This window comes from Pedobacter antarcticus (assembly GCF_900103515.1).
GTDB classification, from domain to species: Bacteria; Bacteroidota; Bacteroidia; order Sphingobacteriales; family Sphingobacteriaceae; genus Pedobacter; species Pedobacter antarcticus.
The window spans coordinates 243,313-258,946 of the sequence record NZ_FNGZ01000004.1 but is presented as its reverse complement, the minus strand read 5'-3'; the positions used below and the strand labels follow the sequence as shown (position 1 = coordinate 258,946).

Sequence of the window (15,634 nt, the reverse complement as noted above, 5' to 3'; positions counted from 1 at the left end):
GGTTAAAGAACAAAGATTTGTGGTTGTGTCTTTGGAAATACAGGTTTTGGGTCTGAGTATTTCCTGGAAAGCAGGCAAAATGTTCCTTTTAGCAAAAATAATACGTGATTTCTCTATTAAAAACGATTTTTTTGATTTGCATCACGGAATTATGGATGAAAAAAAATTACATTTAGTATACCATAAAACCTTTATCTAACCAAAAACATGAAATATAGCAATATCCTGATGGTTCTCCTTCTGGGAGGAAGTCTGAATGCGCTGGCTTTTCAATCTCCTGATAGTACGCAATACTTTCAGGTTCGGCAGCTTACAGAAAACACCGGTAAATTATTGGTGCCCGACAAACGTACAGATGTGTTTCAATACGAACTCGAAGGAACAAATCCCGTAACCATCAATCTTGAAACTACCATAGCCGGCGCTACTACAGCATTACAGGCCGCTTATAACCAGGCTGGCCTTCGTACCATTATAAAGCAAACTCTGTTGCCATTGGCAGAGCCAGGTGCAGTAACACGCGGCGTAGTTAAACTCTCGGTCGGTAATAATCGTAAAACACCAGATCATGCTGCGGAGATGGTCACACAGACTATTTTAGGTACACCGCTGCAGATTCTTAAAAAGCAACGTGGCTATTCCCTGGTCCGGTCCCCGGATAACTATATCTCCTGGCTGGAAAATGAATCTATTGCATTGATGGATGACGCCCGTTTCAAAGAGTGGGAACAAGAGAAAAAGATAGTTTACATTGCTGATAATGGGTTCTCTTATACAGAGCCGGATGAAAAATCGCTGCGCGTATCAGATCTGGTTAAAGGAAATATCCTGAGTATAACCGGAAAGAAAGGTAAATATTATCATATCCTTTATCCAGATGGGAGAGCAGGATATATCCATACCAAAGATGCTGTAGACTATAATAAATGGCTTCGCAGACCTAATCCTACTGCAGATCAGATTTTGGAAACTGCTAAATTATTTGTCGGTGTGCCCTATCTCTGGGGTGGTACCTCCATTAAAGGTGTAGACTGCAGCGGTTTTACCAAAAGTGCCTATTTTCTAAACGGAATTGTTTTGCCGAGAGATGCATCACAACAGGCACTGGTAGGAGAAGCAGTCGATATTTATGAAGCAGACACCGTAAATCTGCAGAAGAGTCTCCAGAATCTCAAAGCTGGAGATTTACTCTTTTTTGCATCGTCCAAAGGAAGAGTGGTGAATCCCCGGATTACACATACAGCCATTTATATCGGAGAAGGCGTATTTATTCAGGCGGCAGGCTTAGTTAGAATCAACAGTATGATCCCATCGGCTGCTGATTATGCAGATTTTCAGTCCCGCACACTGGTGAGTGCAAGAAGAATGTTAACCGCAGTCGGCAGTGCACAGGTCAGCCGGGTAGAAGACAACCCTTTTTACCAGAATACCGGCAAAAAATAAAATAAACCAAAACAACCTAAACCAAAACTTATGAAAAAAACCATTACTCTACTCATTCTATTCTTTTGTTGCGCCGGTCTTTTACGGGCGCAGGAGAAAGACATCCGGGGTAAAATCACTTCCTCAGAAGACGGACAACCACTTCCCGGAGTTAGCATTACAGTTAAAGGAACCAGCAATGGAACCTCTTCCAATTCACAGGGAGAATATGCGATTAAGGCCGGCACTGGAGCCGTTCTTGTTTTCCGTTCTATCGGATTCCAGTTGCAGGAAGTGGCAGTTGGTTCGGGTAATACCGTAAATATAGCGTTGAAATCAGATGACCAGAATCTCTCAGAAATTGTCGTTACGGCGATGGGAATTAAACGTTCCGAAAAGTCACTCGGATATGCCACTCAAAGTGTAAAAGGAGAAGATCTTACTATAGCCAAACAACAGAATGTATTAGGTTCACTGGCGGGTAAAGTTGCAGGTGTACAGGTTACCGGGTCATCCGGTGCTAGTATGGGTGGTACGCAGAAGATTAAGATTCGTGGAGCCAACTCCCTTTCAGGGAACGATCAGCCCCTGATGGTAGTCGATGGAACGCCTATTTCTAATACCAATTTCTCTAATACTACCTCTAACGGTGCCGATTATGGGAACCTGGCGCAGGATATCAATTCAGAAGATATAGAATCTGTGAATGTCCTGAAAGGACCGGCCGCTTCTGCACTATATGGTTTAAGAGGCCAATATGGTGTAATTCTGATTACGACTAAAAAAGGGAAAAAAGGTCCTAAAAAAACAGACGTACAGTTCAGTTCTGCATTTACGATAGATAAGACCGGTAATTTTATGCCATTACAAAACACCTATGGTGTGGGAAATAACCAGACCTTCCTGACGCTGGCTAACGGACAGAAATATGTAAATGGGAATGACGAAAGCTGGGGACCAAAAATGGATGGCACACCGGTAAGAATGTATTATAGTTTCTATCCGCAGGATGAACGTTTCGGACAGCAGACTCCATTTGTACCTCAGCCAAACAACATTAAAGATCTATACCAGACCGGATACACTTTCAATAATAATATTTCGGTAGCCGGAGGAAATGAAAATGCCGCTCTGCGCTTCAGTTATAATAATGCTTATACACAAGGAGTACTGCCAAATACCTGGTTAAAAAGAAATAACCTCGGTGTAAACGGATCACTGGATCTTACTCCGAAACTGAGCGTTGGTGCTAACCTGAATTATGCGAATAATAATGGACAGCGCCCTGCAGAAGGTTATCAGGGTTCAGGGACAGGTGCTGTACAGTGGTTCCAGCGGAATATAGATATGAACGAACTCAAAAACTATAAATACGCAGACGGAACGATCAAAAACTGGAATGTAAATCCTAATACGACTACCGGATTAATCGCCAACAACAAACCGAGTGACTGGAATAATCCGTTCTTTGATCTTTATGAAAACCTGAATAACGATAACCGTGACCGTTTCTTCGGAGATATCAACGCCACTTATCAGGTTATACCAGAGTTAAAATTAAGCGGATTTATCCGTTCAGATATGTTTACGCAGAATATTACCAGTAAAAGAGCCTTAGGCGGGTTTGAGACCGAAGGATATACAGCCGGTAAATATCAGAATACAGAGAATAACTACGAATTCTTAGGTCAGTATACCAAAAGCTGGAATGACCTTTCTGTAAGTGCAAATGTAGGTGCAAACATTCTGACCCAAAAATATACTTACCTCAGACAAGCCACCAGAGGCGGCCTGTCCAGCCCTGGTTTTTATAATATAGAAGCTTCTATAGACCGACCGGAGACCGTATCTTATCAAAGAAGAAAAGAAGTAAGGAGTGTATATGCAACAGGATCAGTTGGCTATAAAGACACTTACTTCCTGGATGCGACTATCCGTAATGATGTTTCATCAGCACTGCCAAAAGACAATAATTCCTACTGGTATCCATCCGTGAGCGGAAGTTTTGTGTTCAGTGAGCTAGTTAAATGGGCACCTTTAAGTTATGGTAAAATCAGAGCAGGTTATGCAATTGCAGGGTCTGATCTTTCTCCTTATCAGACTGCATTCTTTTATGAGACGGGTAATACCTATAAAACAGAAACCTCCAACACCAATACACAGTATATTCCCGATCAGCTGAATAATCCACAGATTAAGCCCTCATTCTCACATTCTGTAGAAACAGGGATCGATTTGAGATTCCTTAAGAACCGTGTGGGCATAGAACTTACCTGGTATAAACAGCAGAATACAGATCAGATTATTCCGCTTAAAGTGTCAGGGGCGAGTGGGTATGAATCTTCAGTAATTAATGCCGGAAAGATTGAAAATAGAGGTATTGAGATTGCCTTAAATGGAAAACCGGTTGTTTCTTCTGGTTTTAGCTGGGATGTCGCAGTTAACTTTAGCCGTAATAAGAGTATGATTAAAGAGTTATATCCGGGAATCGATATCTATCAACTGGATGCAAACGTCTATTCAAAAGTAAACGTATACCTGAATGCCACCACCGGGCAGCCATTTGGTAACCTGGTTGGTCAGGCTTATCAGCGTGATGCAGCTACGGGTAAAATACTGCTGGATGCTAATAATCTGCCGCTTTATGAAGCCAACCATGACTTTGGAAGCGTATTACCTAAATTCACTGGTGGTTTCTCCAATACTTTTCATATCGGCAGGTTTGATGTCGGTGCAATGATTGACTTCCAGTCCGGGGGTAAATTCTTTAGCTGGAGTAAGATGCTCACTGTAAAATCAGGTCAGGCACCAGAGACAGCAGCATTAAATGATCAGGGTAAAAATGTACGTGATCCGCTTGCAGAAGGCGGGGGTGTAAAGGTAAATGGTATCTCTAAGGCAACAGGGCAGGAAGTAACAGCCTATGTCGATGCCAAGAACTATTACCGGAATACACTCGGTACACAGGTTTATGAAGAGTGGCTTATGGATGCCTCCTACATTAAACTTCGGGAAGTAAGTATTGCTTATAACCTGAATCAGAAAATGCTGACGAAATTACCGTTCAAAGCAGTAAGAATTGCGCTGATGGCTAGAAATCCATGGATGATCTGGCAGAAAGCACCAAAAGGACTGGATCCTTCAGATCTCTCTGCCGGTGCAGCTTCTATCAGCTGGATAGAAAAAGGCCAATTACCAACAGTTCGTTCTTACGGCGTAAACCTGAACCTGACATTTTAATTGACGGCATGCAGGTCCGACCTGAATGCATAAAAGAAAGACACATGAGAAAAATTAATAAATACATACTCATACTGGCAGCCGGTGTATGCTTTACCGGATGTACCAAATTTGATGATGACATCAATACAAACCCCAATAAACCCGCAAAAGTATCCGGTACGCAGCTCATTGCAAATTCAGAAATGTATCTGCCCGGAATTGCAAATAATGCATATGGCAGTTTGTATCCTCAGTACTTAGCCAATACCACCTATATTGATGATGCCCGTTATACAACTGTTAATTTTAATTTCTATTCCTTGTATTACGGCCCGCTGATGAACCTGGAAAGTGTAATTAATTCCAAGACGCTCGACGGAAATGAAGGCCCGGTAGAGAACCAGGTCGCTGTAGCTAAGATCCTGAAAGCGTATTTCTTCTGGCATCTGACGGATCGTTGGGGAGATTTGCCTTATTCTCAGGCGCTGAAAGGCAGTGAGAATTTAAATCCGGCCTACGATAAACAAGAACAGATCTATGATAATCTGTTCCTGCTGCTGGACGAAGCAAATGCGACTTTAACCAATTCAACAGGTGCTATTAAAAATGATATCGTTTATGGCGGAGCATCTTTAAGCTGGAAAAAGTTTGCCAATACGATTCACTTGCTGATGGCTTTACGCCTGTCCAAGGTGAATGAAAATAAGGCAAAAACGGAATTTAATAAAGCATTGAATGCAGGAATTATAGATAATAATGCTGCCAATTTCGTTTATAAGCACCTGGCAGAAGAAACTAATGAGAACTACTGGTATACTTCTTATACCCGTCAGGGGAGAAACTGGTATGCACTTAGTAAACCGCTGGTAGATCTGATGCAAGGCACCGCCGACCCGCGTCTGGCCACTTATGCAGATAAAAATGCGAAAGGGAATTACGTAGGCCTGGCTTATGGCTTAAGTGACGCGGTAAAGGTAGAAGAATATTCGCTGCTGGGTTCCAATCTTCGTAAGCAGACTTCGCCCGTTTATCTGGTTACTTACGCACAGGCGCTGTTTGCGAAAGCAGAAGCTGCTAAAGCCGGCTGGATTCCGGGAGGAGATGCTGCTGCAGAAACTAACTATAAACAAGCTATTGAAGCGTCCGTCAGACAGTGGAATAATAATGATGTCACCGGACTTGATAACTTCCTTACGCAGCCGGAAGTTGCTTATACCGCAGCGGAAGGAACCCGTAAGATTGCAACCCAACGCTGGGTGCATCTCTTTTTAAATGGGTATGAATCCTGGTCTGAATGGCGCAGAACCGGCTTTCCTGTATTAGCACCGGCACCGAATAATAATAACAAGCAGATTCCCAGGAGAGAGGGTTACCCGACTCAGGAACGTTTGAATAATACCAATAATTATAACCAGGCTGTAAGTTCCTTCCCTTATGGAGGATCGGACAACCTCGATGCGAGAGTATGGTGGGATAACCCAAATAAATAAAGCCGGATCTGCAAAGCAAAAAAGCGCCTGAAATCATTTTTCAGGCGCTTTTTTGTTTAAAAATATTTAAAGTTCCTGCTGAACGAACCATGCAATGTACGCAGGCAGGCAGGTAGCCGCATAGTAAGGTAAATTCATCAGTATATAGGGTTTCTTACCTGGTGTAACTGCTTTTTCAATATTAAAACTACCTCCATACATACGGACAGCATAATGATGGTCTGAAGCATTAATGAACTGGTGAAGTGATTTCAGACTCCCGGTACTTCCTGATTTTATTTCTATGGGTATAATCATATTTTGATGACTATAAAGTAAATCAACCTCTGCATTTGATTGAGATTTTTCTCTTACCCAAAAATTAGGTTTATGTGCTGAAATGCTTTGGATTGATATAAGTTCCTGTGTTACTAAATGCGGTATAACGGCACCTTTATAAGCACTATTCAAATCATTCATCGCCAACATTTCCAGTTGTATACCAAGCGAATAGTTGACTAGGCCTGTATCTAAAAATTGTAAACGCGGTGATTTCTTCAGATCAGTTTTAAGAGGTGGAACCATGTCTGTTGTAGGGTAAATCAAACGTATAATTTTTGCATCCTCCAGTGTCCTGAATGCTTCTCCTGCTTCGCGTGATCGGTAATTGGAGTTACCGAAGCCCTGAAACTTAATGCGTTCATCGAGATATAACGGAGCGGTATCCATTACATGCTTAATAATCTTCCTTTCTGTGTCGTTAGAAGTATATTTCTCCACATCATTTTTATAAGTAGCCCAAATACTTTCATATGTCCTTGGTAAATCTGAAAGATTCTGATGTTGAACGTCTCTTTTTATTACCTCTGGCATTCCGCCGATGATTGCATAACGATGAAAGGCATCCATTAATAATTGATGGGCGACTGGTTTTACCGGAACAGAATTCAGATATTTCAGCAACTCTTGTTTGCCTGTAGCTTCTAAATATTCCTGAAAATTTAGCGGGTATAGGTATAGAAATTCTACTCTGCCTACCGGAAAGCTATTTACCCTTCTCATCGCAAACTCTAAAAGTGAACCCGCGCTAATTACATGAAGTCCGGGCACTTCTTCATAGAAGTATCTTAATACCTGAATTGCTTTTGGACTTTCCTGTATTTCATCGATGAATAAAAGTGTATCTGCAATATCGGATGAGGGAATATTGGTAGCTAAAAGCAGGGCTTCTAAAATTGTTTGAACATCGTCAAAGTTCTCAAAATAACGGCGGTCATTAACCTTTTCAAGGTTAAGTATAATAGCATGTCTGTAAGTTTTTGCGAAACTTCTTATTAATGTCGTTTTTCCGACCTGACGGGCTCCTCGTATAATAAGAGGTTTTCTATTATCACTTAGTTTCCAGTTGTTTAGGTAAGTTTCAATATTCCTTTTAAATGACATAGTACGATTAAAGTTCTAATGTATGTAACAAAACAAAACCAAATTTACGTTAATTTTGTAACAAAACAAAGTCAGTTTAGGGCTGTTATTGTAATAATACAAGCTCGTTTGTATTGATTCATACGTTCTTTAAGATGAGTATTTCTGAAATAGTAAGGTATTCTCCGTTAATACCTTACCTTTGTATCAATGAATCCAACAAAACGGACATATGATATATTTTTTGCTCAGTTTGCCAATCAAATGCTGGCAGCTGAAGCGATGTATCACCGTTTTTTATCGCAGCAGTATAAACTGGGCGACTCCTTTCTGAAAAGCAGCAAAGACTTTATTTCTTAAACCCCATCCTTTGCGGTATGGGGTACACCTTCTGGTCTTAAAGAAGCTATCTATTTATGAAGAAATATTTGCGGCATGCCCTCAACAGGGCATGTAACCCTATGCTGTTAATTATCACATTTCTATTTTCAATAACCGCATTCATGCTGGAGAAACCGCAATGGAGTTTACTATATATAAAAAAGCAGAATTAAAAGAAGACCAGAGGCTTACGATTAAAAATTCAATTTAATTATAAACCCGGAGCAGGCCGCAGGGCAGCTCTAAATCTTTAAAATTATGCAAACAACAGCCGTTAAAATTACAGAAACACCAATCATTTTATCACGTGGAATTTTTGATCTGCTGAAAGATCACCTGAGAAGAAGAAAACTGAGCAAGTACAATGAAGATAAGCTGGAACTGGAACTACGTTCCGCGGAGCAGGTATTGCGCAAAGCAATCCCGGCAGGAACAGTAACTGTAGATACTAAGGTTACCGTAAAAGAAGTATCAACCGGAAGTATTCATGTTCACCATCTGGTGGCGCCTGCTAAAGCGAAAAGAAAACATAATACAATTTCAATTCTTTCCCCGATAGGTGTAGCCATGCTGGGTTATCAGGAAGGTGCTGAAATCCAGTGGGAAATGCCCGAAGGCCTGAAAGTATACCGGATAGAGAAGGTAGAGCCTTTCGGTCAGACCGCTTAAACGCAGAAGAATTCCAATTATAAAACTTTAGGCCCCCTTTTCCATAAAAAAGGGGGCCTTTTTGCATTCGTGTAACTAAATTGTTGAACCCTGTTCCTTCATAAAAAGGTAATTTAGGCGAACAAACCAAACTTATCGAAAATGAAGACCTTTCTTCTCAGTATTTGCCTGGCTACGGGACTGACAGTCACCGGTTATGCACAAGAAAATTTAAGCTATCAGCTTCCACCAAAAAGTATTGTAGACCTGGTAGACGCAGCCACGAGTCCATCGGTCCAATTCAGTCCGGACGGTAAGCTCATGCTTATTTTGCAGACTCCCGGTTATGCCTCTATCGAACAGGTTGCACAACCCGTTATTGGCCTGGCAGGACTAAGAATAAACCCCGCGAATAACTCCACAGAGGGTGAGCTTTCGGGCGTTTTCAATGGAATAACCGTTAAGAACCTAATTAGTAAAAAAGATCAGCAGATCAGTGGATTACCAAAAGAATTACGTTTAACTAATATCAGCTGGAGTCCAGACGGTCAGCATTTTGCATTCAGTAACAATACGCTTAAAGGCGTAGAACTTTGGTTTGTAAACCTGCAGTCTATGGCTGCAACAAGATTAACCAGCGATCATTTGAATGATGCTTTCGGAACTACTTTACAGTGGAGCCCGGACAGCAAGTCTATATTAGCCCAGTTTATCCCTTCCCGCGGAGCTGCGCCGGTACAGCCGATTGTACCAACAGGGCCGGTGGTTCAGGAGAACCTGGGTGTGGTAACACCTTCGAGAACCTATCAGAACCTGCTTCAGAATAATTACGATCAGGAGCTGATGGAATATTATCTCCGTTCGCAATTAGTTCAGGTAAACCTGGATGGTGGCGTAAAGTTTATTGGTGAGCCGGCAATTTACCGTTCGGCATCTTATTCTCCTGATGGAAAATACCTGCTGAGTGAGGTTGTACAAAAACCATACTCGTACCTGGTGCCTGTATATTACTTTCCTTATCAGGCGAGTATTCTGAATCTGGATACTAAAGCAGTTAAAGTATTGTACGATGCTCCATTAGCAGAGAAATTACCCTCTGGCTTCGATGCGGTAGCTACCGGACCAAGATCATTTGAGTGGCGAAAAGATGTGCCGTCAACTGTAGTCTGGGCAGAAGCTCAGGATAAAGGAGACCCTGCGGTAAAAACAGAAGTACGAGATGCACTGTTCACGCTTAAGGCACCATTTACGGAAGCGCCAAAAGAACTGATCAAACTAAACCTGCGTTATGGCGGTATTAGCTGGGGAAATCAGCAGTATGCTATCCTCAAAGAAAACTGGAGAAAAGATCGTACTGTAAAAATGAGTCTTATTAATCCCGAAACCGGTAAAACTGTAAAAGTCATTGCGCAGCGGTCTTCAGAAGATACTTATACAGATCCGGGAGATTTTGTTTCCAGCAAAGGAATTATCAGCAGAAGCGGAACCCTTTTACTGGATAAAGCAAATCCTGTGGTCTACACCATTGGAGGCGGCGCTTCACCACAGGGAGACCGTCCATTTTTAATGCGCTGGAACCTGCTTAATAACAAACAAGATACCTTATTCAAATCTAAAGCTCCTTATTACGAAGAGCCGGTATATTATAACCATGCCACAGGGTATTTATATTTCTCCAGAGAATCTGCAGAACAAGCACCAAACTACCTGGTTTCAGACCTGAAAAGCAAAAAAGAAACTGCATTAACCCAATTCGCAGACCCCTATCCATCTTTACAAGGCGTACAGAAATCACTGCTGTCTTATCCACGTAAAGACGGTGTAAAGTTATCTGCAACCCTTTATTTACCAAAAGGATATAAGAAATCAGACGGGCCATTACCAGCACTGGTTTGGGCTTATCCAAGAGAGTTCAAATCACTGGCAGCAGCAGGACAGGTTAAAGGGTCGCCGTATCGCTTTACAAGGCTGGCTTTCCGCTCTCCGGTATTCTGGGTAACCCGTGGTTATGCTGTCTTAGACCAGGCAGACATGCCTATTGTGGGCGAAGGTAAAGAAGAACCAAATGATACTTTCCTTGATCAGATAGAAGCCAATGCAGTAGCGCTCATTAATTACGTATCCGATGACCTGGGTGTTGTAGACAGGAAGAGAATTGGTGTAGGAGGACACTCTTACGGTGCTTTCATGACAGCTAATTTGTTGGCGCATACAGATCTGTTTGCAGCAGGAATTGCAAGAAGCGGAGCTTATAACAGAACCCTTACGCCTTTTGGTTTCCAGGGTGAGTCCAGAACATTCTGGGAGGCAGAAGATGTGTATAATAAAATGTCACCATTTAATTATGCGAATAAGATCAAAACTCCGATTCTGCTAACACATGGTATTGATGACGAGAATTCAGGTACGTTTCCAATTCAGAGTGAACGCTTATATAGCGCGATCAAAGGCCATGGAGGTACAGTACGCCTGGTGCTTTTACCTAAAGAATTCCACGGTTACAGGAGCCGTGAATCTATATTGCATACCTTCTATGAGCAGGATAATTGGTTAGAGAAATATGTGAAAAACAGGAAGTAAGACGTTATTAACATGATGTTAATAACATGTGGAAAAGAGGATGCCTAAAAAAGGCATCCTCTTTTTTTATCTCCGAAACTCTGCGGGAAATGCGCTGAACCAGAGATTGAGAACCCGGAATTGTCAAATTAAAAGCACTGCTTTATAATTGGTTCATAAATTGCTGTTGCTGTTGCAGATGCAAAACAATATAAATGAATAATAATTTGGGGATGAGTATTATCCCGGACAATGATAGTCAACGTGTTGAAAGTTTGGAGAAATATCAGATCTTCAATACGGCAGCGGAACCATCATTTGATCACATCGCAGGTCTTGCGGCTAAAATATTTCAGGTTCCCATCGTGCTGATTACCTTTATTAACAAAGAAGAGGTGTTTTTTAAAGCGAATGTTGGTCTGCCCGGAGTAAAGTCTGTTCCGCGTGCAGAAAGCATTTGTGCACTGTCCATTTTGCGTCAGGATCCCACTGTATTTACACAGCCCTTATCAGAACCATTTATCAAAGATCTTCCGTTGGTTACCGGACCGGTTCAGCTGCGGTTCTATGCGGGAGTACCCATATTAAACGGCGCAGGTTATGCTTTAGGAACATTGTGCCTTATCGATCAGAAAGAAAGAACATTCAGCGATAATGACGCTGCGGTACTTCAGGATCTGGCTCAGCTGGTCAGTAATGAAACAGAAGCGAGATTAACTATTCTTCAGCAGAAACAAAGCGAAATTAAGTTTCAGGGCCATGGCCGTAAGCGAGAGCAGGAACTCAACGAAGAATTGATTACTGCGAACGAAGAACTCTTCGCAATGAATGAAGAGCTCGTGCATACCAGCCAGGAAAGATTTAAAGCCGAAGAATTACTGCGTGTAGCATTAGATACTGCATCTATCGGTACCTGGCATATGGATTTGGACAGCAGGGTATTTACAGCCTCGGCAAGAATGAATGAGTTATTTGGATTTGATGCAGGATACCAGATCAGCGAGCAGGATATTATTAATCAGATTGACCCCGCTTATCAGGAAGATGTCAAACGACTGGCTTACGAATCAGTTAAAAAAGGGGCGCCGTACCGGGTAGAATATCCAATCATCGGATTTAATGATCAGAAAATTAAATGGCTGCTTGCTGTTGGCAGATTATATGATAACCCTAAACATCAGGTCCGGCATTTTTCCGGTGTGACTATCGATATCACAGAGCAGAAACAAGATGAGATCAGGAAGAATGATTTCATCGGTATGGTGAGCCATGAGTTGAAAACACCTTTAACATCACTTAAAGGGTATATCCAAATGCTGCATCAGAAAGCTGTGAAAAAAGAAGATGAGTTTAGCAGTAATACACTAAGTAAGGTCGAGAAGCAGGTTATTAAAATGCAGACGCTAATTAATGGTTTTCTTAATCTCTCTGGTCTGGAAACAGGCAAGATTAAGCTTAATATTAAAGAGTTTGATATTTGCCAGTTAGTTTCTGATACTATCGAAGACGTGAAAAGTAGCAGCAGTACAACACATGACTTCATTCCAGAAACGTCTGAAGGAATCATGCTGGTAAGAGCAGACAGAGATAAAATTGGTCAGGTTATCTATAATTTTATGACCAATACTATCAAATATGCACCCTTAAGCGGGGTAGTGAATGTGGGTTGCAGACAGGTCGGCGAGCATATTCAAGTGAGTGTAAAAGACCATGGAATAGGAATTCAACCAGAAGACATACCGAAGATCTTCGACCGTTTTTTCCGTGTCGATAATCTATATACCCAGCATATATCTGGTTTTGGTATCGGACTTTATCTGAGTAAGGAAATTATTCAGCGCCATCATGGTCAGATCTGGGTGGAGAGCAAGCCCGGAGAAGGCACCACATTTTTCTTCAAGTTGCCGGTTTCAGGAAGTTAAACAATGGGCCGACCCGCAGATCAACCCATAATTTTAATTATTTCAGTGCTGATTTAATTACTGCTGCGGCCTGCAAAACTGAAGTTTGTATAGCAGGCACTCCGGCGATTGGATTTAATAGGCCGTAATCATGGATCAGGCCACCATATCTGGTTAGCGTTACAGGAACTCCTGCCTCATCCAGTTTTCTGGCATAAGCTTCACCCTCATCTCTTAAAACATCATTTTCTGCGGTCTGAACCAGAGCAGGAGGTAAACCTTTTAGCCTTTCAGTATCAGCTTTGAGCGGAGCGGCATAAATCTCATTTCTTTTTGCCGTATCCGGCAGGTAGTTATCCCAGAACCATTTCATCATATTTCTGGTCAGGAATCTTCCTTCTGCGTAAGTATGATAAGAATCGGTATCAAAATCTGCATCGGTAACCGGCCATAATAATACCTGCAATTTAATCTCCGGACCCTTTTTATCTTTAGCCATTAAGGCGACGACAGTAGCCATATTTCCACCGACACTATTTCCTGCGATAGCCATATTTTTGCCGTCTACACCTATTTCTTTACCATTTTCTGCCAACCATTCAACTGTTGCATAGATTTCATTAATGGCAGTTGGATATTGCGCCTCAGGCGAGGGCGTATAGTCTGGGAAAACAGCTACTGCACCACTTTGAACGACCAGATCACGTACCAGTCTTCGATGGGTATCATAATCTCCGAGCACCCAGCCGCCACCATGAATAAAGACAAACACCGGGGCATTTTCGGCTACATCTTCTGGTTTGGTAATATGAATTTTCACGTCATATCCACCTTGAGAGATTGTGCGTTCCGATTCCACGATGTCCGAATAATCGAATCGTACCGATTTTTGCGCGCCAACCAGGACTTGCCGGGCATCTGCCGGACTTAATTCCTCCATAGGCTTACCGCCGGCAGAATTAAGACCTTTTAAAAAGGACCTTACCTCAGCAAAGATCTGTGGATCCTCTTCTGCCTTAAACTTTCTTTCCTGTGCCATAAAACTGTTTTTTATCAATGAAATATTAAATGATTGGTCTGTCCGCTTTATTGAATCCGTGGATTATTGAATAAGAGTAGCCTGCAGAACAATCTCAAAGCTGAAAGCCTGGCTAACCGGACATGTTTCTTCAGCTTGTTTAGCAATTTTCTGGAATTCTTCTTCTGTTATTCCGGGAACTTTGGCCTCAAGGACCAATAAAGACTGGGTAATTTTTCCATCCAGCAGGGTAACGGTAGATTCTGTTTTTAATTCATCAGGTACATAACCCGCCGTGGTAAGATCCAGACTTAATTTCATAGTAAAACAACCGGCATGGGCGGCAGCCAGCAGTTCTTCCGGGTTAGTACCGGTGCCTTCTGCAAAGCGGCTGTTAAATGAATATGGAGTTTGATTTAAGACGGTGCTTGCTGTTGTCAGATGTCCGTTTCCTTCTTTAATGGTGCCATTCCAGACGGCGTTTGCTTTACGTTTCATTCCTTTAAATTTTAAATGTTTTTTATAAAACAAAGGTAGGGTCGTAAGGTTCGCAGATAAACGTCGTTTCCTGCTTTTTTCTAAAAACATGTAAATATTTTCAATGTGCTGTAACGAAAGTTAGAGATGAGCTACTTATTGAGTATAAAAAATCTTTCAGGGCCCGAGAGTAAACCAACCTAAAATAAAAACAGAACATGAAAAAGACATTCAAAATATTCGCAGCAGGCATCGCACTAATTGGTTTATCTTTAGTAAACGGCCCTGCACAAGCACAGACTAAAAATAAAGCAGCTCTGGAACCTATTAAAGAGAAGGCTATGCTTTGGGAAATTAGCGGTAAAGGATTACAGAAGCCATCTTACCTTTTCGGCACTATTCATTTGATTTGCGCTGAGAACTTTGAAATTAAACCAGTAGTGGCAGAGAAAATCAAATCAAGCGACAGGCTGGTTATGGAGCTCGACTTCAGTAATAAAGAAACGCTTGCAGAATTACAGAAGGGTATGATGGGCGAGAAACCACTAAGCCAGACCTTGAGTGCCGCCGATTAACGGACTGTAGATTCCCTGGTGCAGCTTAAAGCAGGCGCGCCGCTTAAGAACTTTGATATGCTAACCTTGCAAACAGTTTCAAGTCTGCTTTTAGCTAAGGCAGCACCCTGTAAAGAGAGCAAATCCTTCGAATTCGAGTTTCTGAAGATTGCTGCGGACAATAAAATTGCAACCGGTCAGATCGAGCGTGTAACCGAGCAACTCGACTATCTCAAAAAAGCGTATTCGGACGAGCGTACTATTGCAGATTTCAAAAACTATGACCGGCTTACAAACATGTTAACAGCAATGGGCAAGAAGTATCAGGCGGGAGAATTGCAACAGGTCTATGATACGATAACAGCACCACAGTTTATGGATGAGACTGCCGTGAAATATATGTTGACGGAACGTAATCACAATTGGGCAGAGCGGATGCCGCAAATGATGGAAAAGGAAACAAACTTCTTTGCAGTAGGCGCGGCACATCTGCCTGGCGAAAACGGTATGATCCATTTGTTAAGAGCTAAAGGATATCAGGTTAAACCTATATTTAAATAG

The 15,634-nt window shown here is 41.9% G+C and carries 10 protein-coding genes and 1 pseudogene; 8 read left to right on the top strand and 3 right to left on the bottom strand.

Annotation, left to right across the window (positions count from 1 at the left end):
• Positions 1-207: 207 nt before the first annotated feature.
• Genes BLR53_RS10995 through BLR53_RS10985 form a run of 3 tightly spaced genes read left to right on the top strand, consistent with a single transcriptional unit; the run spans position 208 to position 6,134 of the window.
• Positions 208-1,443 (top strand): C40 family peptidase, encoded by a 1,236-nt coding sequence (locus BLR53_RS10995; protein ID WP_074589629.1) that lies wholly within the window; start codon positions 208-210, stop codon positions 1,441-1,443.
• 30 nt (positions 1,444-1,473) lie between these two features.
• A complete protein-coding gene (locus BLR53_RS10990) occupies positions 1,474-4,662 on the top strand; it encodes a SusC/RagA family TonB-linked outer membrane protein (RefSeq protein ID WP_074589625.1) in 3,189 nt (1,062 codons plus the stop codon).
• 44 nt (positions 4,663-4,706) lie between these two features.
• On the top strand, positions 4,707-6,134 hold the full coding sequence (locus BLR53_RS10985; protein WP_074589812.1) for a SusD/RagB family nutrient-binding outer membrane lipoprotein: 1,428 nt from the start codon (positions 4,707-4,709) through the stop codon (positions 6,132-6,134).
• Between the two features lie 66 nt (positions 6,135-6,200).
• Here BLR53_RS10985 and BLR53_RS10980 read toward each other — a convergent pair whose 3' ends face one another.
• The gene (locus BLR53_RS10980; RefSeq protein ID WP_074589623.1) at positions 6,201-7,556 is read right to left on the bottom strand and encodes an ATP-binding protein; all 1,356 of its coding nucleotides are present in this window, start codon (positions 7,554-7,556) and stop codon (positions 6,201-6,203) included.
• A 189-nt stretch (positions 7,557-7,745) separates the two neighbouring features.
• Between BLR53_RS10980 and BLR53_RS19945 the strand changes: the two genes are divergently transcribed.
• From BLR53_RS19945 to BLR53_RS19690, 4 genes are all read left to right on the top strand, one after another.
• Positions 7,746-7,895 carry a hypothetical protein gene (locus BLR53_RS19945; RefSeq protein WP_157282874.1) on the top strand — a complete coding sequence of 50 codons (150 nt, stop codon included), beginning with the start codon at positions 7,746-7,748 and terminating at the stop codon, positions 7,893-7,895.
• A 279-nt stretch (positions 7,896-8,174) separates the two neighbouring features.
• On the top strand, positions 8,175-8,585 hold the full coding sequence (locus tag BLR53_RS10975; RefSeq protein WP_074589619.1) for a GreA/GreB family elongation factor: 411 nt from the start codon (positions 8,175-8,177) through the stop codon (positions 8,583-8,585).
• A 141-nt stretch (positions 8,586-8,726) separates the two neighbouring features.
• Entirely contained in the window at positions 8,727-11,144 is a 2,418-nt protein-coding gene (locus BLR53_RS10970) for a S9 family peptidase (protein WP_074589617.1), read from the top strand.
• Between the two features lie 194 nt (positions 11,145-11,338).
• Positions 11,339-13,045, top strand: a complete 1,707-nt coding sequence (locus tag BLR53_RS19690) for an ATP-binding protein (protein ID WP_083332056.1) — start codon at positions 11,339-11,341, stop codon at positions 13,043-13,045.
• A gap of 37 nt (positions 13,046-13,082) precedes the next feature.
• Here BLR53_RS19690 and BLR53_RS10955 read toward each other — a convergent pair whose 3' ends face one another.
• Complete coding sequence (locus BLR53_RS10955) at positions 13,083-14,063, bottom strand: alpha/beta hydrolase (protein WP_074589615.1); 981 nt, start codon at positions 14,061-14,063, stop codon at positions 13,083-13,085.
• A 63-nt stretch (positions 14,064-14,126) separates the two neighbouring features.
• Positions 14,127-14,540, bottom strand: a complete 414-nt coding sequence (locus BLR53_RS10950; protein ID WP_037442051.1) for an OsmC family protein — start codon at positions 14,538-14,540, stop codon at positions 14,127-14,129.
• A 197-nt stretch (positions 14,541-14,737) separates the two neighbouring features.
• Here BLR53_RS10950 and BLR53_RS20165 point away from each other — a divergent pair.
• Positions 14,738-15,634: pseudogene (locus BLR53_RS20165) on the top strand (TraB/GumN family protein).

Excerpts from the sequence above, each read along its gene's own strand:
- BLR53_RS19945 (WP_157282874.1), top strand. The coding sequence starts at position 7,746 with ATGAATCCAACAAAACGGACATATGATATATTTTTTGCTCAGTTTGCC.
- BLR53_RS19690 (WP_083332056.1), top strand. The coding sequence starts at position 11,339 with ATGAATAATAATTTGGGGATGAGTATTATCCCGGACAATGATAGTCAA.
- BLR53_RS10955 (WP_074589615.1), bottom strand. The coding sequence starts at position 14,063 with ATGGCACAGGAAAGAAAGTTTAAGGCAGAAGAGGATCCACAGATCTTT.
- BLR53_RS10980 (WP_074589623.1), bottom strand. The coding sequence starts at position 7,556 with ATGTCATTTAAAAGGAATATTGAAACTTACCTAAACAACTGGAAACTA.
- BLR53_RS10950 (WP_037442051.1), bottom strand. The coding sequence starts at position 14,540 with ATGAAACGTAAAGCAAACGCCGTCTGGAATGGCACCATTAAAGAAGGA.
- BLR53_RS10975 (WP_074589619.1), top strand. The coding sequence starts at position 8,175 with ATGCAAACAACAGCCGTTAAAATTACAGAAACACCAATCATTTTATCA.
- BLR53_RS10990 (WP_074589625.1), top strand. The coding sequence starts at position 1,474 with ATGAAAAAAACCATTACTCTACTCATTCTATTCTTTTGTTGCGCCGGT.
- BLR53_RS10995 (WP_074589629.1), top strand. The coding sequence starts at position 208 with ATGAAATATAGCAATATCCTGATGGTTCTCCTTCTGGGAGGAAGTCTG.
- BLR53_RS10970 (WP_074589617.1), top strand. The coding sequence starts at position 8,727 with ATGAAGACCTTTCTTCTCAGTATTTGCCTGGCTACGGGACTGACAGTC.
- BLR53_RS10985 (WP_074589812.1), top strand. The coding sequence starts at position 4,707 with ATGAGAAAAATTAATAAATACATACTCATACTGGCAGCCGGTGTATGC.